The 26417-nt window shown below is 67.9% G+C and carries 29 protein-coding genes; 13 read left to right on the top strand and 16 right to left on the bottom strand.

Going from position 1 to position 26417, the window contains the following annotated elements; translation table 11 throughout:
- Positions 1-82: 82 nt before the first annotated feature.
- On the top strand, positions 83-829 hold the full coding sequence (locus FDZ84_RS18540) for a response regulator (protein ID WP_168586945.1): 747 nt from the start codon (positions 83-85) through the stop codon (positions 827-829).
- A gap of 291 nt (positions 830-1120) precedes the next feature.
- Here FDZ84_RS18540 and FDZ84_RS18535 read toward each other — a convergent pair whose 3' ends face one another.
- Entirely contained in the window at positions 1121-1624 is a 504-nt protein-coding gene (locus FDZ84_RS18535; RefSeq protein WP_168586944.1) for a DUF5130 family protein, read from the bottom strand.
- Positions 1611-1871 (bottom strand): hypothetical protein, encoded by a 261-nt coding sequence (locus tag FDZ84_RS18530; protein ID WP_168586943.1) that lies wholly within the window; start codon positions 1869-1871, stop codon positions 1611-1613. Before FDZ84_RS18530 ends, FDZ84_RS18535 begins: the two co-directional genes overlap by 14 nt.
- A 389-nt stretch (positions 1872-2260) precedes the next feature.
- Between FDZ84_RS18530 and FDZ84_RS18525 the strand changes: the two genes are divergently transcribed.
- Complete coding sequence (locus tag FDZ84_RS18525; protein ID WP_246869092.1) at positions 2261-2590, top strand: hypothetical protein; 330 nt, start codon at positions 2261-2263, stop codon at positions 2588-2590.
- Between the two features lie 70 nt (positions 2591-2660).
- On the opposite strand, the gene FDZ84_RS18520 is transcribed toward FDZ84_RS18525, so the two are convergent.
- A complete protein-coding gene (locus tag FDZ84_RS18520) occupies positions 2661-3311 on the bottom strand; it encodes an HNH endonuclease (RefSeq protein WP_246869091.1) in 651 nt (216 codons plus the stop codon).
- A gap of 225 nt (positions 3312-3536) precedes the next feature.
- Here FDZ84_RS18520 and FDZ84_RS18515 point away from each other — a divergent pair, with 225 nt between their 5' ends.
- The 7 genes from FDZ84_RS18515 (at position 3537) to FDZ84_RS18485 (ending at position 11607) form a co-directional block, all read left to right on the top strand.
- Positions 3537-5654 carry a prolyl oligopeptidase family protein gene (locus tag FDZ84_RS18515; RefSeq protein ID WP_168586942.1) on the top strand — a complete coding sequence of 706 codons (2118 nt, stop codon included), beginning with the start codon at positions 3537-3539 and terminating at the stop codon, positions 5652-5654.
- 167 nt (positions 5655-5821) lie between these two features.
- Positions 5822-6793, top strand: a complete 972-nt coding sequence (locus FDZ84_RS18510) for a mechanosensitive ion channel family protein (protein WP_168586941.1) — start codon at positions 5822-5824, stop codon at positions 6791-6793.
- Positions 6794-6928: 135 nt separating this feature from the next.
- On the top strand, positions 6929-7312 hold the full coding sequence (locus FDZ84_RS18505; protein WP_168586940.1) for a globin: 384 nt from the start codon (positions 6929-6931) through the stop codon (positions 7310-7312).
- Between the two features lie 148 nt (positions 7313-7460).
- Positions 7461-8522 (top strand): DUF3459 domain-containing protein, encoded by a 1062-nt coding sequence (locus FDZ84_RS18500; protein ID WP_168586939.1) that lies wholly within the window; start codon positions 7461-7463, stop codon positions 8520-8522.
- A gap of 93 nt (positions 8523-8615) precedes the next feature.
- Positions 8616-9911, top strand: coding sequence for a heparan-alpha-glucosaminide N-acetyltransferase domain-containing protein (locus tag FDZ84_RS18495; protein WP_246869090.1), 1296 nt, complete (start codon positions 8616-8618; stop codon positions 9909-9911).
- A 109-nt stretch (positions 9912-10020) separates the two neighbouring features.
- Positions 10021-10287 carry a hypothetical protein gene (locus FDZ84_RS18490; protein WP_168586938.1) on the top strand — a complete coding sequence of 89 codons (267 nt, stop codon included), beginning with the start codon at positions 10021-10023 and terminating at the stop codon, positions 10285-10287.
- A gap of 3 nt (positions 10288-10290) precedes the next feature.
- The gene (locus tag FDZ84_RS18485) at positions 10291-11607 is read left to right on the top strand and encodes a hypothetical protein (protein WP_168586937.1); all 1317 of its coding nucleotides are present in this window, start codon (positions 10291-10293) and stop codon (positions 11605-11607) included.
- A gap of 30 nt (positions 11608-11637) precedes the next feature.
- Here FDZ84_RS18485 and FDZ84_RS40695 read toward each other — a convergent pair whose 3' ends face one another.
- Positions 11638-11871, bottom strand: coding sequence for a DUF397 domain-containing protein (locus FDZ84_RS40695; RefSeq protein WP_168590164.1), 234 nt, complete (start codon positions 11869-11871; stop codon positions 11638-11640).
- Positions 11872-12340: 469 nt separating this feature from the next.
- Here FDZ84_RS40695 and FDZ84_RS18475 point away from each other — a divergent pair, with 469 nt between their 5' ends.
- The gene (locus FDZ84_RS18475; RefSeq protein WP_168586936.1) at positions 12341-13966 is read left to right on the top strand and encodes an AMP-binding protein; all 1626 of its coding nucleotides are present in this window, start codon (positions 12341-12343) and stop codon (positions 13964-13966) included.
- Here the strand turns inward: FDZ84_RS18475 and FDZ84_RS18470 are convergent.
- The 7 genes from FDZ84_RS18470 to FDZ84_RS18440 all read right to left on the bottom strand — a co-directional run bounded on the left by FDZ84_RS18470 (position 13944) and on the right by FDZ84_RS18440 (position 17939).
- Positions 13944-14537 (bottom strand): NB-ARC domain-containing protein, encoded by a 594-nt coding sequence (locus FDZ84_RS18470; protein WP_371812901.1) that lies wholly within the window; start codon positions 14535-14537, stop codon positions 13944-13946. The genes FDZ84_RS18475 and FDZ84_RS18470 overlap by 23 nt on opposite strands.
- A gap of 387 nt (positions 14538-14924) precedes the next feature.
- Positions 14925-15122: a DUF397 domain-containing protein gene (locus FDZ84_RS18465; RefSeq protein ID WP_371812865.1), complete on the bottom strand. Its 198-nt coding sequence runs from the start codon at positions 15120-15122 to the stop codon at positions 14925-14927.
- A 23-nt stretch (positions 15123-15145) separates the two neighbouring features.
- On the bottom strand, positions 15146-15622 hold the full coding sequence (locus tag FDZ84_RS18460; protein ID WP_246869192.1) for a DUF5753 domain-containing protein: 477 nt from the start codon (positions 15620-15622) through the stop codon (positions 15146-15148).
- A gap of 16 nt (positions 15623-15638) precedes the next feature.
- Positions 15639-16136, bottom strand: a complete 498-nt coding sequence (locus tag FDZ84_RS18455; protein ID WP_168586932.1) for a DUF3558 family protein — start codon at positions 16134-16136, stop codon at positions 15639-15641.
- Positions 16137-16153: 17 nt separating this feature from the next.
- Positions 16154-16501 (bottom strand): hypothetical protein, encoded by a 348-nt coding sequence (locus FDZ84_RS18450; RefSeq protein WP_168586931.1) that lies wholly within the window; start codon positions 16499-16501, stop codon positions 16154-16156.
- Positions 16502-16866: 365 nt separating this feature from the next.
- Complete coding sequence (locus FDZ84_RS18445; RefSeq protein ID WP_168586930.1) at positions 16867-17061, bottom strand: DUF397 domain-containing protein; 195 nt, start codon at positions 17059-17061, stop codon at positions 16867-16869.
- A 20-nt stretch (positions 17062-17081) separates the two neighbouring features.
- Positions 17082-17939: a DUF5753 domain-containing protein gene (locus tag FDZ84_RS18440; protein WP_168590163.1), complete on the bottom strand. Its 858-nt coding sequence runs from the start codon at positions 17937-17939 to the stop codon at positions 17082-17084.
- 179 nt (positions 17940-18118) lie between these two features.
- Here FDZ84_RS18440 and FDZ84_RS18435 point away from each other — a divergent pair, with 179 nt between their 5' ends.
- Together FDZ84_RS18435 and FDZ84_RS18430 are read left to right on the top strand one after the other, a co-directional pair.
- Positions 18119-18340, top strand: a complete 222-nt coding sequence (locus FDZ84_RS18435) for a zinc finger protein (protein WP_168586929.1) — start codon at positions 18119-18121, stop codon at positions 18338-18340.
- A 40-nt stretch (positions 18341-18380) separates the two neighbouring features.
- Entirely contained in the window at positions 18381-18587 is a 207-nt protein-coding gene (locus tag FDZ84_RS18430; RefSeq protein ID WP_168586928.1) for a hypothetical protein, read from the top strand.
- Between the two features lie 279 nt (positions 18588-18866).
- Here FDZ84_RS18430 and FDZ84_RS18425 read toward each other — a convergent pair whose 3' ends face one another.
- Together FDZ84_RS18425 and FDZ84_RS18420 are read right to left on the bottom strand one after the other, a co-directional pair.
- Complete coding sequence (locus FDZ84_RS18425) at positions 18867-19382, bottom strand: DUF3558 family protein (RefSeq protein WP_168586927.1); 516 nt, start codon at positions 19380-19382, stop codon at positions 18867-18869.
- Positions 19379-19813 (bottom strand): hypothetical protein, encoded by a 435-nt coding sequence (locus FDZ84_RS18420; RefSeq protein WP_246869088.1) that lies wholly within the window; start codon positions 19811-19813, stop codon positions 19379-19381. The genes FDZ84_RS18425 and FDZ84_RS18420 overlap by 4 nt, the downstream gene beginning before the upstream one ends.
- Before the next feature lie 179 nt (positions 19814-19992).
- Between FDZ84_RS18420 and FDZ84_RS18415 the strand changes: the two genes are divergently transcribed.
- Positions 19993-20283 (top strand): hypothetical protein, encoded by a 291-nt coding sequence (locus tag FDZ84_RS18415; RefSeq protein WP_168586926.1) that lies wholly within the window; start codon positions 19993-19995, stop codon positions 20281-20283.
- Between the two features lie 19 nt (positions 20284-20302).
- Here the strand turns inward: FDZ84_RS18415 and FDZ84_RS18410 are convergent, their stop codons facing one another.
- From FDZ84_RS18410 to FDZ84_RS18400, 3 genes are all read right to left on the bottom strand, one after another.
- Positions 20303-20944 carry a hypothetical protein gene (locus FDZ84_RS18410; protein ID WP_168586925.1) on the bottom strand — a complete coding sequence of 214 codons (642 nt, stop codon included), beginning with the start codon at positions 20942-20944 and terminating at the stop codon, positions 20303-20305.
- The gene (locus FDZ84_RS18405) at positions 20937-21368 is read right to left on the bottom strand and encodes a thioesterase family protein (RefSeq protein WP_168586924.1); all 432 of its coding nucleotides are present in this window, start codon (positions 21366-21368) and stop codon (positions 20937-20939) included. Before FDZ84_RS18405 ends, FDZ84_RS18410 begins: the two co-directional genes overlap by 8 nt.
- A gap of 64 nt (positions 21369-21432) precedes the next feature.
- Positions 21433-26403 carry an NAD-glutamate dehydrogenase gene (locus tag FDZ84_RS18400; protein ID WP_210435608.1) on the bottom strand — a complete coding sequence of 1657 codons (4971 nt, stop codon included), beginning with the start codon at positions 26401-26403 and terminating at the stop codon, positions 21433-21435.
- Between the last annotated feature and the right edge of the window lie 14 nt (positions 26404-26417).

Genomic DNA, 26417 nt, shown 5'->3' with positions numbered 1-26417 from the left:
GCAGGTGAACACGAATCGTGTCGTGGCGGATACGACGAGTAAGATTCCGTTGATCTGCCCGATGCGAGGGGTGGGAGCGTCGATGCCCGAACTGATCTCCGCCATCTCCGAGCTGCTGTGGCCGTTGATCGCGCTGATGGCGATCTTCGTGTTCCGCCGCGCCATCTGGCGGGTGTTGCGCACCGCCGAGAAGCGGGAGCTGGAGTTCGAGATCGGTGGCCAACGGCTCACCATGCACCAGCTCAACGATCAGCAGAACGACATGATCCAGGACCTGCAGCGGCAGCTGAGCCTGCTCAGCAAGCAGCTGGAGGAACGTGACCGGGCCGGCACCCCGGCGGAGGCGCCGGTGCCCGTTCCGGCGCTACCCGAAGCACCCGAGATCGTCGGCAACGGCGACGGGAGGCACGAGGCAGAGGTCCAACTGCCGCCGGTGCACTCGCCGGCCGGGCCGGAGCCGCTCGCGGTGCTGTGGGTCGCGGAGAAGCCGGAGGCGCACGCAATCCTGGCGGAGCAACTCCGGGACAACGGCGTGCGGGTGACGATGACGACGACCAACGATGCGGCGCTGGCGGAGCTGTCCCAACGCCAGTACCGGCTGATCGTGGAGGACATGGGCCGCAAGGAGAACGGCCGGTGGCGCCCCGACGCCGGGCTCGCGCTGCTGCGCGAACTGCGCGATCTGGGCGTGGACACCCCGGTGATCGTCTACAGCAGCCAGCAGGCCCAGCAGCAGTACGGCGAACAAGCGCGACAGCTGGGCGCGGTCGGCACGACGTCGTCGGCCTACGAGATGTTCCAGAACCTCCAGAGCTTCGACCTGCTCTGATCTTGGGCCGCTGCTGGAGAACTCTGAGAGCCTGTCGGCGAATGCCGTCCGCGCCTTTGGAAGCGGCGTAGCCGCTTGCATTCACCTTGCCAAGACGACCATCGGCGGGTTCTGAGAGGTTTTCTGGCGAGGACGGCCCCTCCGCCGCGTATTGGACATACATCAGGAGGGGCACCCGCAGTCCAGGGAACCTCTCAGGTTCCGCTAAGCGACCACCCACCCAGACCATTCACCAACAGGCTCTGAGGTTCCGCCACCCGCACCGCCTCGCAAAACGAGCCGACGGTCAGATCAGTGGCGGGAGCGGGACTGCTGGTAGCTGGTGCCGGCTGTGTCGGCGAGCATCCGCAGGGCCCCGATAAGGCCGTCGATCAGCTCGCCCTCCTTGAAGGACGCGACCATGCTCATCGCGGCGAGCTGGCAGCTGCGGTCCGGGATGCGCCGGTGCGCTTCTTCGCCGGTGACGATCTCGAACTTCTGCTGGCCTGGCGAAACCGCGATCAGCACGCCGTCGGAGGCGATCGGCCCGAGGTTCGCGTGCAGCTCCTCGGCCTGCTTGCGGGTGTCCTCGCCGAGATCGCCGAGGTAGATCGCGAACTCAAGCCCGGTGCTGCGGCTGGACAGCGCCAACGCCTCGTCCAGTCGCGCGAGCTGGCCGGGGCCGAACGGCAACTGCGGCCGGTCGGGTTCGACGTGGCGGGCGACAGACAGCCGACCGGTGGCCATAATCGCTTCGCCGATGCCGAGCTCACCGGCGTCCGCGGCGGGCCGCCCCGCGATCTCACCAGTTGCCACGTGCGCCTCCCCGAGCAGTGCTGGGCCGCGCATCGTCCTGCACAGCCACCGAATCCACGTCTGCCACCGGTGAAGCGGTGTTCACGCCCGCCGGGTTGGACACCCAGAACACCGGCGCGAAATCCCACTCCTGCCCCGCTCGATAACGCGGACGGGTGAGCCGAGGCCACATCGCGATGAGCACGATCAGGCCGTAGATGGCCGCGGGGATCACCGCCAGGAAGAGAACAGTCTCCAGGACAGTCACGCGAATACGGTATCCGATGCGCCCTGCTTCGTGCGCTCGACCTGTGCGGCGCGTGATCGAAGCCGTAGTTAACGCCGAGCCACCGTCGCAACACGTTCGAGTGGTTCGACGACGAGCAAAGTCGCTCGCAACGCGATTCCCGCTGGTCGGAACCTGAATACAGGAGCCCGGAACTACTCACGGTTACTAGTCAAGAGTGTTCTACATCACTTAAGATAACTCGTTCAGAGTAATCGCTGCCCCCGAATGGGGCCCAACCAGACGGTTGCAATGCGCGGCGACTTGGCGGCTTGTTCCTGAGGGCTCCTGCTCCTAGTTTTTCACCTGTATGGGTCTTGCATATTTGATCATATGCGTTCAAAGCGTCCTTTGGATGCGGGAGGCACACAATGTCGATCATCGAAACCGCCACTCAGAGCAGCGCCCTCACTCTTCCGGCGATTAACCGGCCACTGCTTGAACACGGCGTCCGGATCAGCGGCCGCAACCACGGTGTGCGCATCAGCGGACAGCACGGCGTCCGGATCAGTGGTCGGCAAGGCGTGCGGATCAGCGGCGAGCAAGGCGTGCGGATCAGCGGACAGCACGGCGTCCGCACCAGCTGGCGTCAGGGTGTGCGGATCAGCGGGCGTCAGGGCGTACGGATTTCCAGCGGTGCGCGGATCAGTGGGCAGCACGGCGTCCGCATCAGCGGACAGCACGGCGTCCGGATCAGCTGATCAGCCCACGTGGCATTGGACCCACGCCAACCCGGCGCGCGGCGGTTCTCCGGTCGCCCGAACCAGCACTTTAGGCCGCGGGCTCACCGAGGTATGGCAGCCACAGCGGGTCCGTTTCAGAAAGCCCAGCCAGCAACCGCCAGTGCCGCCCGCGCGGCGCGTGCGGTGCCACCGGGAGGCGCCAGCCCAGCTCGCTGAGCGTCTTGTCCGCCTTGCGGTGGTTGCACTTCGTGCAGCAGGCGACGCAGTTCTCCCAAGTGTGCGGCCCGCCGCGGCTTCGCGGCACGACATGATCTATCGTTTCAGCGCGAGCACCGCAGTACACGCACCGGTAGTTGTCCCGCAGCATCAACGCGGCTCGGGTCAACGGCACTCGGCCGCGGTACGGCACTCGCACGAAGTTGCTCAACCTGATCACCGACGGGACTTCGACGCTGGCAGTCGCGGAATGCAGCACCCCGCCGGCCGAATCGCCGTGCACGACCTCGGCCTTGCCGCAGACGAGCAGCACGATCGCTCGACGCAGCGGGAGCGCGGTCAACGGCTCGAACGTGGTGTTGAGCAGGAGCACCCGGCGTTTTCGCCAGGACGGTGCGTGACCGGGAGGCCGGTCCGACTGAGGCGGCGAAGTGCCAGCGCGGCTAGGCGGGCACAGCGGGGCTCGCGACGCGAGGCCGGTGGCCTTCAGCGCCGGTTGTCGGATCGGTTGTCGGTCGGGCACGCGACCACCTCCACCGGTGTCGGGCCTAGTCGAACACACAACCCTGCCCGAACGCACGTGTGATTCGACACGCCACGCCTGGTCACCGTCGAACGCACACCAAATCATTCCCGATCATGGACCGCGCCCCGACAATGATCATTCCGGGTGAATCGGGTCGGGTTCCGGCGAAATGATCACGCCGAGGTCAAGGGTCGACCACGGGATGCACGTATCGTCGCTGCCGTGAACGACGTGCAAGCAGCGCATCTGACCTACCCCCGCGCCGACCGCGACGACATCGTCGAAGACCTGCACGGCCACCAGGTGGCCGATCCGTACCGGTGGCTGGAGGACCCGGCCGAGCCGCGCACCGAGGCGTGGTCGACGGCGCAGGACGAGCTCGCCCGCACCTGGCTGGACGCGTTGCCCGGCCGCGAAGCGGTCGCGGAGCGGATGCGATCGCTGCTGGCCGCCGGTTCCGTCTCGGCCCCGGCCTGGCGCGTGGGGCGGGCGTTCTTCACCCGCCGGGAGCCCGGGCAGGAGTTCCCCGTGCTTTACGTGCGCGAGCCCGACGGCGCCGAGCGGGTGCTGCTGAACGTCACCGAACTGGACCCGTCCGGGCTGACCACGCTGGACAGCTGGACGCCGAGCCTGGAGGGCGACCGGCTGGCCTACCAGATCTCCGTCGGCGGCGACGAGGAGTCGCTGCTGCACGTGCTGGACGTCGCCACCGGCGACCTCGTCGAGGGTCCGATCGACCGGTGCCGCTATTCGACGATCTCGTGGCTGCCCGGCGGCGAGGAGTACTTCTACATCCGGCGGCTGGCACCGGAGCTGGTGCCCGACGGCGAGGAGCAGTTTCACCGCCGGGTGTGGCGGCACCGGGTGGGGGCCGACCCCGACCAGGACCTGCTGGTGCACGGCGAGGGCCTGGACCACACCTACTACTACGGAACCCGGGTGTCGCGGGATGGCCGTTGGCTGGTCGTCGAGGGCAGCCCGGGCACCGCGCGGCGGGATTCGGTGTGGATCGCCGACCTCTCCGAGGGCGGCGACGTGCCGGACCTCCGGCAGGTCGTGGACACCTCCGACGGGTACCGGGTCGGCGCCTGGGTGGAGCGCGATGGCCGGCTGTACGTGATGACGACGCTGGACGCCCCGCGTTGGCGGCTGTGCGTGACAGACCCGACCAACCCGGAGCCGGCGAACTGGACCGAGCTGATCGCCGAGGAACCCGACTCGGTGCTGGAGGCCGTGCGCTGGTTCGACACCGGTGACGGCGACCCGCAGCTGGTGGTGCTGCGGACCCGGCACGCGGTGTCCGAGGTGACGCTGCACGATCCGGCTACCGGCCGGCGGACCGCGGAGGTCCCGCTGCCGAGCACCGGACAGGTCACCGCGCTGACCACCGTGGACGAGGCCACCGAAGGCGACCGCGACCGGCTGTGGATCGGCTGGACCGACTTCGCCACCCCGTCGTGCGTGCACGCCTACTCCCGCCGCACCGGGCAGACCGCGCTGGACCAGCAGGCGCCGGGCACCGTCGAGCTGCCCACGGTGCACACCCAGCAGGTCACCTACCGCTCGCTGGACGGCACCCCGGTGCGGATGTTCCTGCTGAGCCCGGCGGCCGAACCCGACCGCCCCCGGCCGGTGTTCATGACCGGCTACGGCGGTTTCTCCCTGTCCCGCGAGCCCGGCTACACGCCGTCCGCGCTGGCGTGGGTCGCCGCCGGCGGCGTCTGGGCGTTGCCCTCGTTGCGCGGTGGCGGGGAGGAAGGCGAGGAGTGGCACGTCGCGGGCATGCGCGAGCAGAAGCAGCACACCTTCGACGACTTCCACGCGGCGGCGCAGCACCTGATCGACGAGGGCTGGACGACCGCCGAGCAGCTGGCGATCTCCGGTGGCTCGAACGGCGGCCTGCTGGTCGGGGCGGCGCTGACGCAGCGCCCGGACCTCTACCGGGCGGTGGTGTGCTCGGCGCCGCTGCTGGACATGGTCCGCTACGAGCAGTTCCTGCTCGGCCGCACGTGGAACGACGAGTACGGCACCGCCGACGATGCGGAGGAGCTGGGCTGGCTGCTGTCCTATTCGCCGTACCACAACGTGACCGACCAGACGGACTACCCGTCGGTGCTGTTCACCGTCTTCGAATCGGACTCCCGGGTCGACCCGAACCACGCCCGCAAGATGTGCGCGGCGTTGCAGCACGCCACCAGCTCCGACCCTGCGAAACGTCCGGTTCTGCTGCGCCGGGAGACCGAGGTCGGGCATGCCGCGCGTTCGGTGTCCCGTACGGTGGGTCTGGCGACCGACCAGCTCGCCTTCCTCTCGGAGGCCACCGGACTCGCCCTGGACTGAGCCCCAACTCGGTCCCGGCGGTCAGCTGTTCGAGACTCGTGCGCGGCGGGGCGCGCACGATGCTCGGTTGGCCGGTTGCCGACCCGGTGATGTGCCCCAACGCATCCGGCGCCGCCGTGCCGGTCACCACCGCGGGCCCTGGACGACAGCATGGAGAACCCCGACCCATGGATCTGCCGCTTTTAACCCAACCGAACTGTGCCGTGGACTCGGTCTGGTGCCGGACCATCTCCGATTGGACCGGCAACCGGTGGCTGGCGTCCTACGCCGACCTCCTCATCGCCAAGCCGGTGAACATCCTGCTCATCCTGGTCGTCGCATTCATCGTGCGATGGCTGGTGCACCGCACGATCAACCGCCTCACCCGCGGCAACGGCAAACCCCCGAAACTGCTGACTTCGCTGAGGGAACGCCGGGCGGACACGATGACGGCCGAGTTGCTGTCGGAGCGGCGCGTCCAGCGCGCGCGCACGATCGGCTCGGTGCTCAAGTCGATGGCCTCGTTCGTGATCTTCGGCCTTGGCGCGATCTACGTGCTGCAGGTGCTGAGCATCCAGATCGCCCCGGTACTGGCCTCTGCCGGTGTGCTGGGTGTCGCGGTCGCCTTCGGCGCCCAGAACCTCGTCCGGGACTTCCTGTCCGGCATGTTCATGCTGGTCGAGGACCAGTACGGCGTCGGTGACGTGGTCGACCTCGGCGAGGCCAGCGGCACCGTCGAGTCCGTCGGCCTGCGGGTCACCACGCTGCGCGACATCAACGGCACCGTCTGGTACGTCCGCAACGGCGAGATCCTGCGGGTCGGCAACTCCAGCCAGGGCTTCGCCGTGGCCGTGGTGGACTTCCCGATCTCGCACACCAGTGACGTGCAGAAGGCCATCGAGGTGGCGGCCAAGGTCGCCACCGCGGCGGCCTCGCGCGAGCCGCTGACCAAGGACGTGCTTAACCCGCCGGAAATGCTGGGCGTGGACCAGATCACCGCGGACACCATCACCCTGCGCATGACCACCAAGGTCCGCCCCGGCAGGCAGTGGGCGGTGCAGCGGCGGTTACGCGCGGAGATCAAGCGCGCCTACGACGAGGAGGACATCGAGCCGCCGTACCCGTACGGTCGGCCGCTGCATTCCGGCCCGGTTGCATAGCCGCTGGTCACGCCGGTCGTGAGTCCTTCGGGTCGCCATCCCTGCCCGGGGGCTCGCGGTCGGCGTGAGCGCAGGTGTGAGGCGTTCGTCGGCCATGCCGTCCAAAATCCACCGCGCCCCTGAGAGGATGGAGCCGTGACTTCCGTGGAGACCTTCTACCAGCAGGTCGGCGGCGAGGCGACCTTCCACCGGATCGTGGCGCGCTTTTACGAGGAGGTGGCCGAGGACGAGCTGCTGCGGCCGCTCTACCCGGAGGAGGACCTCGGGCCCGCCGAGGAGCGGCTGCGGCTGTTCCTGATCCAGTACTGGGGCGGCCCGCACACGTACTCCGACCGGCGTGGCCACCCCCGGCTGCGGATGCGGCACGCCCCGTTCAAAATCGGCCCGGCGGAGCGGGACGCATGGCTGCGCTGCATGCGGATCGCGATCGACGAGGTCGACCTCAAACCGGAGCACCGCGACCAGCTGTGGCAGTACATGGAGATGGCCGCCAACAGCATGATCAACTCCTGGTTCTGACGAGCTCGTCCTGCGCGGCGGCGCCGGTCGCGACCCCTGCGGGAGTTACCGTCATCGCCTCGCTGGCGACTCGTGCACGACGGCTGCACCGCTTCAGGGACAAGACCGGCAGAATTCGAAGACAGCCACTGAAACGAAGGACCTGGTGATGCGACGGGCGGACGCGCGGACACGCCACGGCGAACTGCCGTGGTGGTGGGACGCGGTGTGCTACCAGGTCGACGTCGGCTCGTTCGCCGACGGCGACGGTGACGGGGTCGGTGACCTCGCCGGGCTGACCGGCCGGCTCGGCTACCTGGAACTGCTCGGCGTCGACGCGGTCGTGCTGGCGGGGGTAGCCGGGCTCGATCCGTCGGCAGCGCCGTTCGCCGAATTGCTCGGCGAGGCGCACGAAGCCGGCATGCGCGTGATGGTCTCGCTCGATGTGGATCCCGCGCGCAGCGACCCCGAACCGGTGCTGCTGCCCTGGCTGGAGCACGGCGCCGATGGGTTCCACCTGGCGCCGCGACCCGACCCGACCGGTGCCATCGGCGCAGCGCTTGCCGGCTACCCGGATCGCGTGGTGATCGGCAGCGGACCGGGCGATTGGCACCTGTCGTTCAACCTCGACCTGGCCGTCGCCGGTTTCGACGCCGAACGGGTCCGCAAGGCGATCACGGAGGTGTTCGCCTACCCCGGGGCGCGCCAGGCGTGGGCGATGGCCAGCCGCGACACCGAGCAGAGCCGGGACGACGCCGCGCTGACCCCGGTCCGCGCGATGGCCCTGGTGCAGCTGGCGCTGCCCGGCGCGGTGTGCCTGCGGCACGGCGAGGAGCTCGGCCTGCCCGGGACCCAGCGCGTCCGGATGCCGTGGGAGGGCGACCGGCCGCCGTTCGGCTTCTCCACCGCCGAGGCCGACTGGTCGTCGATCCCGGCGGACTGGGTCACGTTCACCGCCGAGGCTCAGCTGGAGGACGAGACGTCCACGCTGTCGCTGTACCGGCACGCGCTGGAGACCCGGAGCACGCATCCGGCGTTCACCGGCGACGACGTCGAGTGGTTCGGGGCGCCGGACGGGTGCTTAGCGTTCCGGCGCACCGGCACGACCCTGATCTGCGCGTTGAACACCTCACCAGCCCCGGTGCCGCTGCCTCCCGGCGAGGTGCTGCTGACCTCGCGACCGCTGGAATCCGGGGAGTTGCCGCCGGGCACCGCCGCTTGGTTGGTGTGAGCCTGACCTCGCCTAGGCGACCGGGCGCGAGTGGGCCGGAGCCGGTGCCGGTAAATTTTGGTAGGACCGCCGCCTGACGACCCGCTGGATGCTATGTCTGCCCGTGCGCCCGAGCTGAGCCTTCCTCGGACGACGGAACGCACCCGCCGGTTGGTCGGCGTCGACATCGCCCGGTTCGTCGCGGTGTTCGGCATGTTCTGTATCCACTTCGGCGTGCCGTTCGCGCAGGGCGACGTTGAGGTTTGGATCGCGCAGTTCTCCAGCGGCCGGTCCACCGCGCTGTTCACCCTGCTGGCCGGGGTCTCGCTGGCGATGATGACAGGGCGCAGCGAGCCGCCGACCGATAGCGCGCTCCGCGAGTCCCGCGTCCGGGTCGCGGTGCGCGCGGTGCTGCTGCTGGTGGTCGGCCTCGCGCTGGCGCGGGCGACCAGCGCGACGGGCTTCCTGCTCACCGTGATCATCCCGTTCTACGGGCTCTACTTCTTGCTGGCGGTGCCGTTCATCCGGTTGCGGGCGCGCGGGCTGTTGATCGCCGCGGTCGTCGCGGCCGCGGTGGGTCCCCAGCTGTCGTTCGTGCTGCGGACCTGGATCGCCGGGGACACGCCGCTGCGCGCGGTCGTCGACTCGATCGACCTGATCGATCCGGGGCATCTGATCGCCGACGAGGGGCTGTTCGACCTGCTGCTGCTCGGCTTCTACCCGGCGGCGTCGTACCTGCCGCTGGTGCTGGCCGGGATGGCCGTCGGGCGGTTGGACCTGCGGTCGACCAAGGTGCGGATCTGGCTCGGCGCGACCGGGCTGGCCGTGTCGTACGCGGGGTACGAGCTGTCGAGCTGGCTGGTGGAGGCCACCGGCACGGCACTGCCGCCGGGGCCGAGCGAGGGCACCGTCCCGATCGACCACCCGGAGTGGCTACTGACCGCCTCCGCGCACAGCGGCAGCACGTTCGAACTGCTCGACTCCGGGGGCATCGCGTTGGTGATCCTCGCGATCTGCCTGGAACTGGCCGACCGGACCGGGCGGTCGCTCAAGCCACTGGCCACGGCCGGCTCGATGGCGCTGACGCTGTACGCGATCCACGCGCTGACGCTGGCCTGGCAGATCGTCGTCGGCGGCTGGCCGCTGAGCGGCGTGCCGGACACCCTGGCCCAGCTGGCCAGCATGGGCCCGGCGCTGCCGACGGACGTCCCGGACATGCCGGCGTTCCCGCGCGACGGCCACCACCCCGAGGGCGTGGTGGCGTTCGTCAACACCTACATGCCCGAGCTTTTCCTGATCTTCTCGATCGTGTTCCCGCTGATCTGGAAGCGGTTCTTCCGCCGCGGGCCGCTGGAGGCGGCCATCAGCGAGACCGTCCGGTGGGTGACCGAGCGTTCCCGCCAGCGCTGAGCAGGCAGAACGCCGGGGCTTCAGAACCGGTGGGACTTTCGCCTCTTAACAACCACGCGCCGGAAGTCGTTGCGTTGGGGATGGCGTCGCCCATCCGGAGGTGATCTTGATGAGTTTCCGGCACCGGCCCGACGACCCACCGGACGCAGTCGGAATCCCACCCGCCCTCGGCAAGGCCATGGCCAGCTACCGGTCGCTGCTCGACGAGCTGGAGGCGGGCAGCATCAACGACGCAACCTTCCGCCGCCGCGCTCTCGGCGTCGGGCTGATCGTGCGCGAGCGCGACGCCTGGATCCTGGACCTCTCGACCGAGCGGTGGTGGCGCTACGACGGCGTCGCGCTGTCGAGCCTGCGGTTCCGGGAAGTCGAGGGCTGAGCGGTGCCGGCCCCGACCGACCCGGCGATCCTCCGGGAACGCCTCGACGGCCTCGCCGACCTGCTCCGCGACGCAGAACCGGGCCCGTCCGGGCTGGGTGGTCCCCTCTCGGCGAGTCCGCTCCCGGTGGCCGCGCTGCAGGACCACCTGGGCAACGCGACAAGTTGGCTCGGCCGGGCTTGGGCCGGGTTCGCGCGGGACGGCGCGGCGGTGCGGCGGTGGCTGGTGAGCGAGCCGCTGGGCTCGCCCATCCCGCCCCAGGAACCGACAGCCCTGCCGCTGCGGAAGCAGTTCCGCCTCTCGCTGGCGACGGCGGCGCTCGGTGCCGGCATCGCCGCGGCCGCCTACACCTTGACGGCGCCGCTCGCGGATCCCTTCTTCGGCCTGATCCCACCGGGCATCTTCAGCCGGCTCCCGCCGTTCGCCGAGAACACGGTGCCCGCGCCGGATGGCGAGGCGCCCCTGCTCAACACCAATCCGCCCCACGACGTGGTGGCCCCCGGGCTGCCGCTCGTGGCGCGGACTCCGGGGCCGCCCCAACCACCCCCTCCGCCGCCAAGCGCGGCCGCCATCTCAGCCCCGCTGCTGAGCACGACTGTCACCCCTGCCCCGCCACCAAGCACGGCCGCCACCCCAGCCCCGCCGCCAAGCACGGCCGCCACCCCAGCCCCGCTGCTGAGCACGGCCACCACCCCAGCCCCGCCACCAAGCACGGCCGCCACCCCAGCCCCGCCGCCAAGCGCGACTGTCGCCCCGGCCCCGCCGGAGACGGGGGCTTCTTCGGACGGGACGTCGGGTTCGCCGGACGTCAGCACCAGGCGGCAGGACTCGACCGAGTCTGGAGCGGCGCCCATCCGGGCCCCGGAGCCGGCCGGGCAGCACGGTGCTCCGGCGAAGCCGGCCGAGTCGCCACCTGCCCCGCCACGGGAGATCTCCAACGGCCCGACCGCGGTGCCGCCCACTCACCCGCAAACCACGCCGACCCACCAACCACCACAGACCACGACTACCGACCCGTCGACGCAAACCACGCCCACCCCTCAACAGACGCGAACCACGACGACCGACCAGCCGACGCGCACTACACCGGCCAATCAACCGACACAGACCAAGGCTGCAAACCAGCCGACGCAGACCCAACAACCGACACAGACCATGCCTACCGACCCGTCGACGCAGACCACGCCGACTCACCAACCACCACAAACGCCGGAACCCACGCCGACGACGACCGCGACGAAACCCACCACTGATCCCACGACGACTCACAACCCCAGTACGACCGCGCCGGCCTACACACCGGATCGCGGCACGTCCTGAAGGCATCCGGTGCCGCAATTTCCATTGAAATCAGAGGGCCGATTTCCATTGAAATTGCGGGATGGACCTGGCGAAGGACTGCACAGCTGACCGCAGATGGCGTGGACCGGATTTCGCGGCGGCGATGAAAGTCCTCCACCGCCTGGCTGGCACGATCAGGACACCACCGGCCCGGTCCTTCGTGTCCCGCACCCCGGTGCGCTCACTCCCGACAGCCACCTCGACGCAGTCGCCCTTACCAATCCAATTCTTGTCGCACAACATCGGCTTCGGCGATGTGGCGGCGAAGCGCATCGAACGGGCACGACGCAGGAGGAATCTCACCGCGCGGTGTTCGTCACGGTGGACTGGTGCGATCACCCGGGCATCCGAGGGCCAGTACCGGTTGTCCCTGCGGTGCCTGGGTGCTCCAGAAAACCAGTCTCAACAGGGCAATCCGCGCTATCGGACAACGTCTGGCCGCGCCATGGCAGGAAGCGGCGGGGGCGTGTTCGCGGTTATGCGGATCGCGACGAGCGTTTCGGTAAGCAGGACGCCGTGAGTGTTTTTGGGTGCTATGGCACCCAAAAACGCTCACGGGTGTTCTTCCGCCACTTGCGCATGCCCGGGAGAGCGGACCAGCGGCTCCCGACCAAACACGCCGGGACACTACCCCCCATCCGGGCGTGACGGATGCGCCGAAGGACTCTACTGTCTGCGACTACTGCTGAGCATCGCTTTTCGGGAGGCAAAGGTGGCGACCGAGCAGCTGTCCTACGACTCGGGTGTTTCCGAGGTGCCGTTGTTGGGGGAAACGATCGGCGCCAACCTCGATCGATCGGTGGCGACGTTCGGGGACCGGGACGCGCTGGTGGAATGCGCCTCGGGGCGGCGGTGGACGTACCGGGAGTTCGGCGCGGCGGTGGACTCGCTGGCCGTGGGACTGCTGGATGCCGGGATCGGCAAGGGCGACCGGGTAGGGATCTGGTCGCCGAACCGGGCGGAGTGGACGCTGATCCAGTACGCCACGGCGAAGATCGGCGCGATCCTGGTCAACATCAACCCGGCGTACCGGGTGCACGAGCTGGAGTACGTGCTGAACCAGGCCGGGGTCCGGTTGCTGGTCTCCGCCCAGTCGTTCAAATCCTCCGACTACGCCGCGATGGTGGCGGAGGTCCGCCCGAAGTGCCCCGGCCTGGAGCAGGTGGTCTTCCTCGACACCCCGGAATGGACTGCTCTCACGGCCAGCCCGGCAGATCCGGTCCGGCTGGGCGGGATCGGGCTGTCCACCGACGACCCGATCAACATCCAGTACACCTCCGGCACCACCGGATTCCCCAAGGGCGCGACGCTGTCGCACCACAACATCCTCAACAACGGTTTCTTCGTCGGTGAGCTCTGCGGCTACACCGAGGACGACCGGATCTGCATCCCGGTGCCCTTCTACCACTGCTTCGGCATGGTCATGGGCAACCTCGCCGCCACCAGCCACGCCGCCGCCATGATCATCCCCGCCGCGGGCTTCGACCCCGCCGCGTCACTGGCGGCGGTCGCGGTGGAGCGGTGCACGTCGCTGTACGGGGTACCGACGATGTTCATCGCCGAGCTCGACCACCCGGACTTCGACTCCTTCGACCTATCATCGCTGCGCACCGGGATCATGGCCGGCTCGCCCTGCCCGGTGGAGGTGATGAAGCAGGTCATCGACCGGATGGGCATGGCGGAGGTCTCGATCTGCTACGGCATGACCGAAACATCGCCGGTGTCGATGCAGACCCGCGCCGACGACTCCCTGGAGCGCCGGGTTTCGACGGTCGGCCGGGTCGGGCCGCACCTGGAGGTCAAGATCACCGACCCGGCCACCGGACTGACCGTGCCGCGCGGCATGCCGGGCGAGTTCTGCACCCGCGGGTACTCGGTGATGCTCGGCTACTGGCAGCAAGACGACAAGACCGCGGAGGCCATCGACGCGGCCCGCTGGATGCACACCGGCGACCTTGCGGTGATGGACGCGGACGGCTACGTCAGCATCACCGGCCGGATCAAGGACATGGTGATCCGAGGTGGCGAGAACATCTACCCCCGCGAGATCGAGGAATTCCTCTACACCCACCCGGACATCCTCGACGCCCAGGTCATCGGGGTCCCCGACCAGCGCTACGGCGAGGAGCTAATGGCCTGGATCCGCATGCGCGAGGGCGCCGAGACCCTGACCGCGGAGGCCCTGCGGGAGTTCTGCACCGGCAAGCTCGCGCACTACAAGATCCCCCGCTACGTCCACATCGTGGCCGAGTTCCCCATGACGGTGACTGGGAAGATCCGCAAGGTCGAAATGCGCCAGACCGCCGAAAAACTCCTCAACCTCGACGAACAGCAATGAGCGAACGGCAGGAGCCGGTCGTCAGTTCCGGCTGACGCATGGCTTCTCCCTCGGATCCGTCGTCGCCTCGGCCCTCGCCTCGGTCCGGTCGGCAGGCCGAGCAGACGGAAAAGACGGGCCGCCTCGGTTGAAAGTAAGCGGTAGGACCAGGAGAAACCGAGCGCACGCCTGTTACCCCGCCCGCATCCAAGGCATCGAGTCGCTCCCGCTCGTCCTGCAACTGCGAGACCAGTTCGATCAGTGGAAAGCTCGGGTTCTCGCCTGCTCGGGCCGCAACGATGCCGAGCGCAAGAGGAAGGCCGGCGCAGTGCCGGATGAGCTCCCGCACCGCCTCGTGCTCTGCTGCCACCCGCTGATCGCCGAGGTAGCAAGCCAGCAGTAGCTCTGCTTCGTCCATTGTTAGGACGTACAGTGAAATACGACTCGCGCCTTCTCGAACGACCAACTCGTGCAACCGGTTCCGGCTGGTAACCAGCGCCAAGCAGCTTGAGCTGCCAGGCAGCAGCGGCCGGACCTGGTCGGCTCTGCGGGCATTGTCGAGCAGGATGAGCATCTGCTTGCCGTGCACCAGACTGCGGAACAGCGCCGCACGACCTTTAACATGATCAACATCAGGGTTCCGGCTGATCAGAGGGAACGTTTCATGATCCCCGGCGTATTACCCAACTCGCTCGATCACCGCTGCGGCGGGCTCGCAGGTCACCGACGTGAGGCCGCGGAAACTCGATTTACGCCATGGGCCGTCGGGACTGGCCGCTGCCGTACTGGGTAATACAGTGGGCCGGGTCGAAACCTAAGCGCCCCAAGGGAAATGCTGTCGAGCAATCAGCTAACGGGGAAACTCAGGCTAGTCGGACGCGCCGCACCCTCGCGCAGCATCACCGGGGAAGGGTGGCGAGTGAGGGGTGCCTTGACCGACATATCGGTCAAGGCATCCTTCGCACATCAGACCAGCGCTTCAGAGCTCGTAGTAGTCGGACTTCACAGCAGCGATGAAGCACCGCCACTGACGTGCCGACACGACCAGGGCGCCACCAGCCCGATCCTTCGTGTCCCGCACCCCGGTCCAGTCAGCCCCCGCGGCCACCTCAACGCAGTTGCCGTTACCGCCGCTGTAGCTACTCGTGATCCAACGCGCCTCAGCTAAGTCATCCACTGACATGGCTTTCCCTCTCCCGATCAGTCGTGCACCAGCGACTCGATGAACCTCACCGATTCAGGAGGCGACAGCGCGACGTCCCGCAGGTTCTCCGCTGCCATGCTATATCCGCGCATCCGCTCTTGATCGTGAATGTAGACGGCGTCGTCTTGGAGTTCGACATACCCGACCGAGTGCGCATAGTCGAAGCCAAGGATCGCGAAGGCACCGGTAAATCCACTGTGGATGCCGTCTTCAGGGCGCAAGACCTGCAGTTCGACATTCGGCAACGCCGCCAAACGAATCAGGTGCCGGTACTGATCTTGCAGGATGGCAGGGTCACCGACATCAAGGCGAAGCGCTGTTTCTCCGACGACAACAGCAAGCTCCAGCGGCTCCGAATCTGTCAGCACAGCCGCCCTGACCTGCCGGAAGGCCACGAACCGGTCGACATGATCTGGCCGTACCCGAGGCGTGGCCGACGTGACAGCGCGTGCATACGCTGGCTCACCACCTATCGTCTGATCCGCAGGCTCACCGGGGCATGCGCGGTGCGATCACCTGCGCCACCTTCAGCGCCTCAGCGCACTCGTCCAGCCCCTGGTCCATGACCTCGCTGACGTCGATGACGATGACTCCGCCACCCGCGTCGAACATCGCCGAGCAGATCCGCGCAGCCTGCCCGCTCTCGCTGGTGGCACTTGCCGCCGCCCGACCATCAATCTGCAACCGGTCGAACTTCGACCAGTTCTCCTTGTGACTGTAAGCCTCGACCGTCTTCTCCTGGTACTTGTAGAACGTCGCTCCGAGCGGTCTTCCGCTGAACGAGCAGCCAGGTTCCGAGGAAATAGTGGTTTCGGGCTCGCCGGGGCCTTTGAAGCCGAAGGACTTCAGCTCATCGGGAGTCAGCAGCGTGCACGGATCAACCGAAGCCAGACCTTGCGGCTGCGTGTCAGCAGGCTCCCGCTTCGCAGCCGGCCCACCGCAGCCCGCGATCATCAACGCGGCTACCCCGGCACACACAGCAGCCACGGTTCGAGACGGTGCATTCATTCCTGATTACCCCTCTGCAAGTCCTGGGCGATCTGCTCGTCAGCCCCGCCGCCAAGCGCGACTGTCGCCCCAGCCCCACCGCCAAGCACGGCCGCCACCCCAACGCCGCCGCCAAGCGCGACTGTCGCCCCGGCCCCGCCGGAGACGGGGGCTTCTTCGGACGGGACGTCGGGTTCGCCGGACGTCAGCACCAGGCGGCAGGACTCGACCGAGTCTGGAGCGGCGCCCATCCGGGCCCCGGAAACCGGCGGACAGCAGGGCGGTACTGCTTCGGCGAAGCCGGCCGAACCGCCACCAGCCCCGCCACGGGAGATCTCCAACGGTCCGACCGCGGTGCGGCCCACTCACCCGGAAACCACGCCGACCCACCAACCACAAAAGACCACGGCTGCCGACCCGTCGACGCAGACCACGCCGACTCACGAACCGACGCAAGCGACGGAACCCACGCCGACCACGACGGCGACGGAACCCACTGCTGATCCCACGACGACCGCTCACAACCCGACCACGACCGCGCCGACCTACACCCCGGATCGCGGCACGTCCTGAGGGCATCCGGTGCGCAATTTCCATTGAAATCAGAGGTCCAATTTCCATTGAAATTGCGGGATGGACTGGTGAAGGTGCCGTTCACCTCGAAAGATCGGGTCCAGCTCCGGCGACGGCCAGCGCGGCAGCACGCCCACCTGGCGAAGGACTGCACAGATCAGCGGTGGTACCGACCGGACTTCGCGGCGGCGATGAAAATCCCCCACTGCCTGGCTGGCACGATCAGGACACCACCGGCCCGGTCCTTCGTGTCCCGCACCCCGGTGCACTCGCCTCCGGCAGCCACCTCGACGCAGTTGCCGCCGCCGTTGCTGTAGCTGCTCTTACGCCATCGGGTCTGCGCGGGTAGCACATTGATCTCCCTGAGTGCGGCTATGTTTCCCGGGCCACCTTGCCGAGCAGCTTCGCCGAGTCTCGCGGATCCAACGCCGTTGCTCTCAGGTGGTCGAAGTTCAGCGTATACCGCTCGATTTCCTCCGCTTCCTCCAAATAGAGGCTGCCGGTGAGATACTCCAGGTAGACGACGTCTGGATCGACCGGGTCCGGGAACGACAGGATCGAGAATCCAGTGCCCAGAGACGCATGTGCCCCGGCCTGGAACGGCAGAACTTGAACGGTCACGTTCGGAAGCTTGGATCTTGAAAGCAAATGCTTCAGTTGTTCTCGCATGACGTCCGCGCCGCCGACCTGCTGGCGGATCGCTGCTTCCGAGATGATTGCCCAGAACTTCAGCGGCTCAGCACCTTCGGTCAGGCGCGCCTGTCTGGCCTTCCTGAGTTGTGTGCGCTGCTCATTGTCGTGATCCGGTTCGTCCGGAGCCCAGGACCCGATGATCGCGCGGGCGTACTGCTCTGTCTGGAGCAGTCCGGGGATCAGGTCGATCTCGAAGTTGCGGACAGCAGCGGCCTCCGATTCGAGTCCGATGTAGACCTCAAACCAGTCCGACATCACTCTGGAGTAGGGATGCCACCAGCCCTTCTTCTTGGCTTGCTTGGCCAGCTCAAGCAAGTTCTCCAACTCGGACCCGACCACACCGTAAAGGCCGCACATGGCTCGCGTGTCGTTGACGGTCACACCCGAACGCGCCGTCTCGATCCGACTCAGCTTGGACCGTGAGAAATCGAGTTCGGAGATCGCCTGCTCCCAACTGACGTCGGCGGATTCTCGAAGCCTCCGCAGCTCCGCCGCAAGTCGGCGACGCCGAACCGTTGGTCCACCGTGGACAACCATTACCCACCTCCATCGCGTCGACACCAGACACCTTGCCGCTAACGGCGCCAACACGAAAGGCTTTCTGCAGATCGTCACTCGAATCGGTTGCATTCTCCCTTTTAGCAAAGTGACCATTGCATTTTTACCGTTGCAGCGGGCACTCTGATCAAGTCAGTTGATCGATGGAAGGAGTTGGGATGTTGCCTGGTAGCGCGAAAATCGGGCGGTGGCAGCCGGTCAGCGGTGGTCGACACGCCTTCGATTCAGCCGCGCGGAGCGCCGAGCCGGGGCTGGTCGTCAAGGCCTTGTGCGGCGTTGAGGTCAGCACCGACGAACTGCAGCGCATCGCGTCGGAGATCGCCTGGATACGCGAGACCACCTGCATTGCGTGCTGGCAGGTCCTCGCATCCCGCCAGTAGCGCTCAACCACAACCGGATTCGACAGCGAAGGAAACCACGATGTTCTGGCTCCAGGTCGCGACGCTCGTGCTGATTAACGTCATCATCTTCGGCATGGTGTTCTCGCGCTTACCGCAAGCGCGGCACAGCGGCGGTGGCGAAGGCGATTACACGGTCTGGCATCTGATCGCCCAGATCGAGGCGGAACGCCAAGCGGCGCAAGAGGAATCCGGCACTGGACGACATCGTCTGCGCGAGCCGACCTGACGCCAACGACCCCGAAGCCGGACCGGTGCGGACTTCCCCGACCCCGCACCGGCCCACCCGGTGGCCGGGCGCACCGCCCCCTTTCCGCGCCCGGCCACCCAGAACGGCAACGGCACCTGATGAGGCGCTGAGGCGCCGCTGGCGTTGCAGCCGCCTTCGACCGCACCCCTGACCAGGTCTGGTGCCCGACCCCCGACCTCGTGGGCGCCAGACCTCCCAGGTGGGCCGGGCAGTCCCCTCCCCCTGCCCGGCCCACCACCTATCGTCTGATCCGCAGGCTCACCGGGGCATGCGCGGTGCGATCACCTGCGCCACCTTCACCGCCTCGGCACACTCGTCCAGCCCCTGGTCCAGGAACTCGCTGACGTCGACGAGGATCACGCCGCCACCCGCGTCGAACATCGCGGAGCAGATCCGCGCAGCCTTGCCACTCTCGCTGGTGGCACTCGCCGCCGCACGCCCATCGATCTGCAGCCGGTCGAACTTCGACCAATTCTTCTGGTGGCTGTAGGCCTCGACCGTCTTTTCCTGGTTCTTGTAGAACGTCACGGTCAGCGGCCTTCCGCTGAACGAACAGCCTGGTTCTGAGGAAATGGTGGTTTCGGGCTCGCCGGGACTATTGAAGCCGAAGGACTTCAGCTCGTCCGGGGTCAGCAACGTGCACGGGTCAACCGCGGCGAGACCTTGCGGCTGCACGGCGGGGTCCTGCTTCGTAGTCGGCCCACCACAGCCCGTTATCGCGAGGACGGCTGCCCCGGCACACCCGACGGCCACGGTACGAGACAGTGCGTTCATTCCTGATTACCCCTCCGCAAGTCCTGGGCGATCTGCTCGTCGCTAGCAACGTAGTCCCTGGCCGCCTCACGAAAGAGGTCCGCCTTCCGAAGCAGCTCATCACGAAGCTGCCCCAACAGTTCCGCAGCACCGTTGACCCCGTTGGTCGCCTTCTGGCCGAACTTGATCGCAAGCTCCTGCGCCGAGCGGTATTCCCCCAATCCCTCGACCCGCTCAAGCTGGAATGCCTTCTTCGCGAGCCTGTCAACCTCTTCGGCTTCGCGTTCGTAAACTGCGGCCGCCTTGTTGGCGCTGTCGGGATTCATCCGCAGCTTGCCTTCGGACAACTGTTGTGTCAGGTGGTCGTTCTGTTGCCTGATCGCACCCAGCTGGGCTCCAGCACCGGCGAAGCCCGCCGCCAGGTCACCCGATAAGAAGCTCTCCGCCATCATGCCCCTCCCGTTCCAGCCCCTGGGACGACCCTGGCGAGTCCGGACACCCGCCCACAGGCAAATCCGAAGAAAGATCACATCAGCCGAACTGCGTCATTGCGTTTGTGGCCAAGTTGCAAACGGCTCAATCGGGCCGGCGGTACGGTAATGAACTCAGGCAGAACGAGGAGTTCGCTGCGATGACCAACCGGCACCCAGAAGTTCCCGACGACGCGGACCGCGACCACAGCCTGCTGATCACGGAAGCACAACAGCGCGAATTGCTGGAGTTCTTTACTACGACCGAGTTCGAGTTGCGGGAGGTGACACTTCAGGCGCTGGCCGAAACCCCGATTGGCCGGGACGTCGCGGAACAACATCTTGCCGGACTAACCGAGCTCACCAGGCAGGCATGCGACGTCATAGCCAATGCTGTCACCGTCGAGGAACGGATCGCACACCTCGACTTTGTCCCTGGAGATCCCGACTAGCGGGAACGCTTTGCGACGATCAGATCAGTAGCGGGAGCAGGGCGTGGCGGCGGCGGACCACCGCGCCGTAGCGGGAGTCGAGGCGCAGCCAGGCGTCCGTGGCGCTCACCCGGACGATCTCCGACTCCGCCGGCTTGGGCACTAGGAAACCCATGCCGGACAACACGAACAGGCAGCGCAGCGGAACCTTCACCTCGAAACCCGAACCGCTGACCGTGAAGACCTCCTGGTCCAGCAAGGACGCCGGCGGTGTCCCCTTTGGACCGACGTTGTCCTTGGCCACGTCGATGCCGCGCTCCGCGACCTCCCCGACGAGCTTCGCAGGCAGATCGTCCACCCGGTGCCAGCCCTCGAATGGCGGCAGTTCGGAGCGCCACATCAGGTCCCGCGGCGGTCCGGGATCCATCACCGGGGCGCCCGCCACCGTCAACGCGGCCAGCAGTCCGCTGCCGGACACCGTCACGTCCGACGGCTCTACCTCGCCCTCGACCGACCTGGTGGATAGCGCGTCGAACGGCGTCGCCGCCCACACGTCGACGCGGCCTGCGCCAGGCCTGTTGCGCAAGCGCACCAGCGCCTGGCCGTCCAGCCGCACCGCGCGAGCCACGAACGCTCCGAGGTCCTCGCGCTCGACCGGGTCGGGCATCCGCAGCTCAGGCACGGCCCAACTCCGACTTCGCCGGTTCGAGCTGCCACTCAGCGAGGAAGTCCCGCTCCTCCGAGGTCAGCCGCCGCGGCCGTCCCGCCCGCAGGTCGTAGGGCACCATCAGGGTTTCCGCGGTGGCCACCGCCTCCTGCGCGTAGGCCGTGTAGTCGACGATGAACGACGCGGCCTTCAGCTCCCGCACCGACATCCGCACCTGCAACGACCTCGCCCGGTACAGCAGCGGACTGTGGTAGTCGACCACGACCCGGGCGACCACCATGCCCTCCGCCATCCCGAGCAGGCCCTGCCGTTCCGCCTCGGTGAACAGCAGCTCGGCCCGCGCCTCCTCCAGCAGCGTGATCGTCCTTGCATGGTTGACGTGCCCGAACGCGTCCATGTCGGACCAGCGCAGGGCCACCTCGGCTACGAACGCGCCCACAGGCGAGCTTCCTTTCTGCCGTTCGGGTGGCTCGCGGCCGGCACGACCGCAAGCCACCCGACGTTCACCGGACCATGCTGCGCAGCTGGCGGGCCGCCACCGACAGCGTGGCCAGATCCAGCCGACCGGAGTTCTTGATCTGCTCGAGCGACGAGTTGGCCCGCGCCAGTCGCGACTCGTTGGTCGACTCCCAACGAGCGATCTTCTCCTCCGGATTGTCCTCAGGATCGCTGGTCCGCAGGACGTCGATGGTGATCGCACGCAGCGTCGCGTAGAAATCATCCCGCAACGCCAACCGGGCCAGCGAGTGCCACCGGTTCCCGCGCTCCAGCTCGTTGACCGCCAGCAGCATCCGCTCGACGTCGAGGTGCTCCGCGAGCGAGTAGTACAGGTCCGCGCTTTCCCGCGGACTGCGCTCCGCCGCGACCCCCGCGTCGCGTTCCGCGAGCTCGGCGATCTCCCGGATGTCCAGCAGCGCGAACGAATCCAGCAGCACGCCTACGCGTTCCGCCAGGTCCTCCGGGACGCCGGCGGCCACGCAGTGGTCGATCATCTCGGTGGCGCCTTCGGCCGCCCGGCCGCGAAGCAGGCCGCGGACGGAGTCGGACAGCTCCGCCACCACCGGCTGGAACCGGCTGATCTCGGCACCGATCGCCAGCGGCTGCGGCCGGTTCGTCAGCATCCAGCGCGCCGCCCGGTCCAGCAGTCGGCGGCTTTCCAGCACCAGCTCGTCGGCCACCGAACTCGGCATCGAACCACCCAGCGCGTCGATCTGCGCCCACAGCTCGCGCAGCCCGAAGACGTTAGTGACCACCGCGAACGCCCGCACCGCGTCGGTCGTCGAAGCGCTGATCTCCTCCGACAGGCGGTAGGCGTAGGAGATGCCCGCTCCATCGACCATCTCGTTCACCAGCAGAGTCGTGATGATCTCCCGGCGCAGCGGGTGCGCCGCGATCGCGTCGCCGTATTGCTCCCGCAGGGGCTTCGGGAAGTACTCCGGGAGCCGACCGCTGAACGCCTCGGCGTCCGGCAGGCCGCTGGCCAGCACATCGCGCTTCAGCGACAGCTTGACGTGCGCCATCAGCGTCGCCAGCTCCGGCGAGCTCAGCCCCTCCCCGGCCTTCTCTCGGTCGCGGAACTCCTTCGACGTCGGCAACGCCTCCAGCTTGCGGTCCAGCCCCGTGGTCTTCTCCAGGGCGGTCACCTGGCGGGCGTGCACCGACACCATCGGGGCGGCGTGCGCCCGCGAGATGCCCAGCACCGCGTTCTGCGAGTGGTTGTCGGCCAGCACCAGCTCGCCGACCTCGTCCGTCATGTCCGCGAGCAGCTCGTTGCGCTGCTCACCGGTCAACTTCCCGTCGGCCACCAGGTGGTCGAGCAGGATCTTGATGTTGACCTCGTGGTCGGAGCAGTCCACACCGGCGGAGTTGTCCAGCGCATCGGTGTTGACCTTGCCGCCGGCGCGGGCGAACTCGATGCGCCCGAGCTGCGTCAGCCCGAGGTTGCCGCCCTCGCCGACGACCTTCACCCGCAGGTCGGCTCCGTTGACCCGGACCGGGTCGTTGGCCTTGTCGCCGACCTCGGCGTGTGTCTCGGTCGCAGCCTTGACGTAGGTGCCGATGCCGCCGTTCCACAGCAGGTCGGTCGGGGCTAGCAGGATCCTCTTGATCAGCTCGGCCGGGGCCAGCTGGCGCACCGACTCGTCGATGCCCAGCGCCTGCCGGATCTGCGGGTTCAGCGGGATCGACTTCAGCGACCGCGACCACACGCCACCACCGGCGCTGATCTTGGTGCGGTCGTAGTCGTCCCAGGTCGACCGCGGCAGCTCGAACAGCCTGCGGCGCTCGGCGAAGGACACCGCCGGGTCCGGGGCTGGGTCGATGAACACGTGCATGTGGTTGAACGCGGCCACCAGCTTGATGTGCTCGGACAGCAGCATCCCGTTGCCGAAGACGTCCCCGGCCATGTCGCCGATGCCGACCACGGTGAAGTCCTCGGACTGCGTGTCCACGTCGAGCTCGCAGAAGTGCCGCTTGACGCTCTCCCACGCGCCCTTCGCGGTGATGCCCATCGCCTTGTGGTCGTAACCCACCGAGCCACCGGAGGCGAACGCGTCGCCCAGCCAGAACCCGTAGGACTTGGCCACGTCGTTGGCGATGTCGGAGAACTTTGCGGTGCCCTTATCGGCCGCCACCACCAGGTAGGTGTCGTCGCCGTCGTGGCGCACCACGTCCCGCGGCGGGGCCACCTCGCCGCCGACCAGGTTGTCGGTCAGGTCCAGCAGCCCGGAGATGAACATCCGGTAGCAGGCGATGCCCTCGTCGAGGGTGGCCTTGCGGTCCACCGCCGGGTCGCCGGTGGGCGTCGGCGGCCGCTTCACCACGAAGCCGCCCTTCGCGCCGACCGGCACGATCACCGCGTTCTTCACCGCCTGCGCCTTGACCAGGCCCAGGATCTCGGTGCGGAAGTCCTCTCGCCGGTCCGACCAGCGCAAACCGCCGCGGGCCACCGAACCGAACCGCAGGTGCACGCCCTCCACCCATGGCGAGTACACGAAGATCTCGAACTGCGGGCGCGGCTCCGGCAGCCCCGGGATCTCCCTGGGCTCCAGCTTCAACGCCAGGTAAGAGCGCTCGCGCTGCTCGTCCCCGGCGAAGTAGTTGGTCCGCAGCGTGGCGCGGATCAGGCGCAGGTAGCTGCGCAGGATCCGGTCCGCGTCGAGGCTGGTGACCTCGTCGATCAGCTTGGTGACATCTTCGGTCAGGTCCGCCTCGCGGGACGCCCTGTCGTCCGCGCCCAGCGCCGGGTCGAAGCGCGTCTCGAACAGCCTGACCAGCGTCGTCGTGGTGGTGCGGTGCGCCAGGATCGCGTCCTCGATGTAGTCCTGGCTGTAGGCGATGCCGACCTGCCGCAGGTATTTGGCGTAGGCGCGCAGCACCGAGGCCTGCCGCCAGTTCAGCCCGGCGCGCAGCACGAGCGCGTTGAACCGGTCGACCTCGGCGTCACCGAGCCAGGCGGCCCGGAAGGCGTCCTCGAAGCGCTGCCGCAGGGTGTCCAGCAGGCCCCCGCTGGTCGCGCTGTCCAGCAAGCTCGGGTCCAGCCGCAGCCCGAAGTCGTAGATCCAGTACTGCTGGTCGGTGTCGCCGACGATCACCTCGTAGGGACGCTCGTCAACGACCTCGACGCCCATGCTCTGCAGCACCGGCAGCACCCGGGACAGCGTGACCCGGCCGCCGACGTAGAGCTTGAAGCGGCGCTGGCCCGCGCTGGCGTCGCGCGGCGCGTAGAACGACATCTTCAGGTCGCGGGGATCCGATAGCGACTCCAGCCGCCGCAGGTCCGCCAGGCCCTCGGCTGCGGTGAAGTCCTCCTTGTAGGACTCCGGGAAGCTCGACGCGCAGCTCTGACCGATCTGGCTGATCGCTTCCGACAGGCTGCGGGTCGCGTGCCCGTCGCGGCCGGCGCCGGACTGCTCGGCGTCGACCTCCTCGATCATCTGGTCGTCCCAGGTGTGGATGGCCTCGTCGAGCCGCCGCTGGATGCGCGCCAGGTCCGGCTCGACCTGGTTCTCCGGGTCGGTGTGCACCACGAAGTGCACCCGCGCCAGGGTGGATTCGCCGACCCGCGTGCTGTACTCCAGGCCGGTGCCGTGGAGCTCCTCCAGCAGCACCTCCTGCATCGCCAGCCGCGAACTGGTCGTGTAGCGGTCCCGCGGCAGGTACACCAGGCAGGAGTAGAAGCGGCCGTACGGGTCGCGGCGCAGGAACGGCTTGAGCTTGCGCCGCTCGGCCAGCGCCAGCACGCCGGTGATGGTTTCCTGCAGCGTGTCCGGGTCAGTGGAGAACAGCTCGGTGCGCGGGTAGTTCTGGATTTCCTCCAGCATCCGCTGGCCCGAGTAGGACTCCATCGGGAACCCGGCGCGGTGGATGATCTCCCGCACCCGGCGTTGGATGAACGGGATGTCGAGCACGTCTTCGTGAAGCGCGGCGGTGTTGAACAGCCCGAGGAACCGGTGTTCCCCGTTGACCTGCCCGGACTCGTCGAAAGTCTTGACACCGACGTAGAACGGGTGCACCGGACGGTGCACTGTGGACGGTGCGCTGGCCTGCGTGAGCACCAGCAGGTCCTTGGACAGCGCATTGGCGCGGCCGTCCGGCCCGGCGGTCAGGCTGCGCGCCGCGACGCTGTCGCTGCGCAGCACGCCCAGCCCGGAGGCCAGCACGGCCTGCAGCGCGGGTCCGGAACCGTCGACCAGCTCGTAGTGCCGGTAGCCGAGGAACGTGAAGTGGCCTTCGGCCAGCCAGCGCAGCAGCTCGACCCCGTCGTGGACGTCCTCGCCCGGCAGGCGCGGCGGGGTCCGCTCCAGCTCGTCGGCCAACGCCTTGGCGGTGGCGTGCATCCGCTCGGTGTCCTCGACGACCTCGCGCACGTCGTTGAGCACGTCGGTCAGGCCGTGCTGGAGGACGCTCAGCCGCTCTTCGTCGACGACCCGGTCGACCTCGACGAACATCCAGCTCTCGGCGATCGCGTCGGCGGGCGGTTCCGCCGGGTCCGCACCGGGCAGCACTTCCTGCAACTCGCCGGCCACGTCGCGGCGGACCACGAAGATGGGGTGGATGATGCGCTGGACCTCGGCGCCATCGCGACCAAGCTCGGCGATCACCGAATCCACCAGGAAGGGCATGTCGTCGGTGACGATCTGCACCACCGTCGCCTGGCTCTGCCAGCCGTCATCGGTCCGCTCCGGATTGGAGATCTGCACCAGCGGGCGTCCGGCGACGCGCGTCGAGGCGAGTCGGTAGTGCGACCGCAGGGCTCCGACGAGGTCGGTGGGTTCGTCGTCGACGAGCTCCTCGGCGGGCACATGCCGGTAGTAGGCGTGCAACAGCTCGGCGAGTTCCGGGGCGAACTCGACCGCTCTGTCCAGGAGGCGGCGCTTGGCCAGTTCGGGGTTCTCGGAGCGCTCGCCGGCCGCGTCATCCCCATCGGCTCGCGGGCGTTCTCCGGTCTTCAACTGTCCGGGGTTCGAGGTCATCTTCAGGCAGCTCC

This window comes from Saccharopolyspora sp. ASAGF58 (assembly GCF_012277335.1).
GTDB classification, from domain to species: Bacteria; Actinomycetota; Actinomycetes; order Mycobacteriales; family Pseudonocardiaceae; genus Saccharopolyspora; species Saccharopolyspora hattusasensis.
The sequence above is the reverse complement of the archived record's forward strand: the minus strand, read 5'-3'. Positions and strand labels throughout refer to the sequence as shown.

Coding starts and splice junctions, on each gene's coding strand:
- FDZ84_RS18420 (WP_246869088.1), bottom strand. CDS start 19,813: ATGATGGCGGAGAGCTTCTTATCGGGTGACCTGGCGGCGGGCTTCGCC.
- FDZ84_RS18495 (WP_246869090.1), top strand. CDS start 8,616: ATGTCTGCCCGTGCGCCCGAGCTGAGCCTTCCTCGGACGACGGAACGC.
- FDZ84_RS18540 (WP_168586945.1), top strand. CDS start 83: ATGCCCGAACTGATCTCCGCCATCTCCGAGCTGCTGTGGCCGTTGATC.
- FDZ84_RS18490 (WP_168586938.1), top strand. CDS start 10,021: ATGAGTTTCCGGCACCGGCCCGACGACCCACCGGACGCAGTCGGAATC.
- FDZ84_RS18415 (WP_168586926.1), top strand. CDS start 19,993: ATGACCAACCGGCACCCAGAAGTTCCCGACGACGCGGACCGCGACCAC.
- FDZ84_RS40695 (WP_168590164.1), bottom strand. CDS start 11,871: ATGTTGTGCGACAAGAATTGGATTGGTAAGGGCGACTGCGTCGAGGTG.
- FDZ84_RS18430 (WP_168586928.1), top strand. CDS start 18,381: ATGTTCTGGCTCCAGGTCGCGACGCTCGTGCTGATTAACGTCATCATC.
- FDZ84_RS18500 (WP_168586939.1), top strand. CDS start 7,461: ATGCGACGGGCGGACGCGCGGACACGCCACGGCGAACTGCCGTGGTGG.
- FDZ84_RS18525 (WP_246869092.1), top strand. CDS start 2,261: ATGTCGATCATCGAAACCGCCACTCAGAGCAGCGCCCTCACTCTTCCG.
- FDZ84_RS18425 (WP_168586927.1), bottom strand. CDS start 19,382: ATGAACGCACTGTCTCGTACCGTGGCCGTCGGGTGTGCCGGGGCAGCC.
- FDZ84_RS18510 (WP_168586941.1), top strand. CDS start 5,822: ATGGATCTGCCGCTTTTAACCCAACCGAACTGTGCCGTGGACTCGGTC.
- FDZ84_RS18400 (WP_210435608.1), bottom strand. CDS start 26,403: ATGACCTCGAACCCCGGACAGTTGAAGACCGGAGAACGCCCGCGAGCC.
- FDZ84_RS18435 (WP_168586929.1), top strand. CDS start 18,119: ATGTTGCCTGGTAGCGCGAAAATCGGGCGGTGGCAGCCGGTCAGCGGT.
- FDZ84_RS18440 (WP_168590163.1), bottom strand. CDS start 17,939: ATGGTTGTCCACGGTGGACCAACGGTTCGGCGTCGCCGACTTGCGGCG.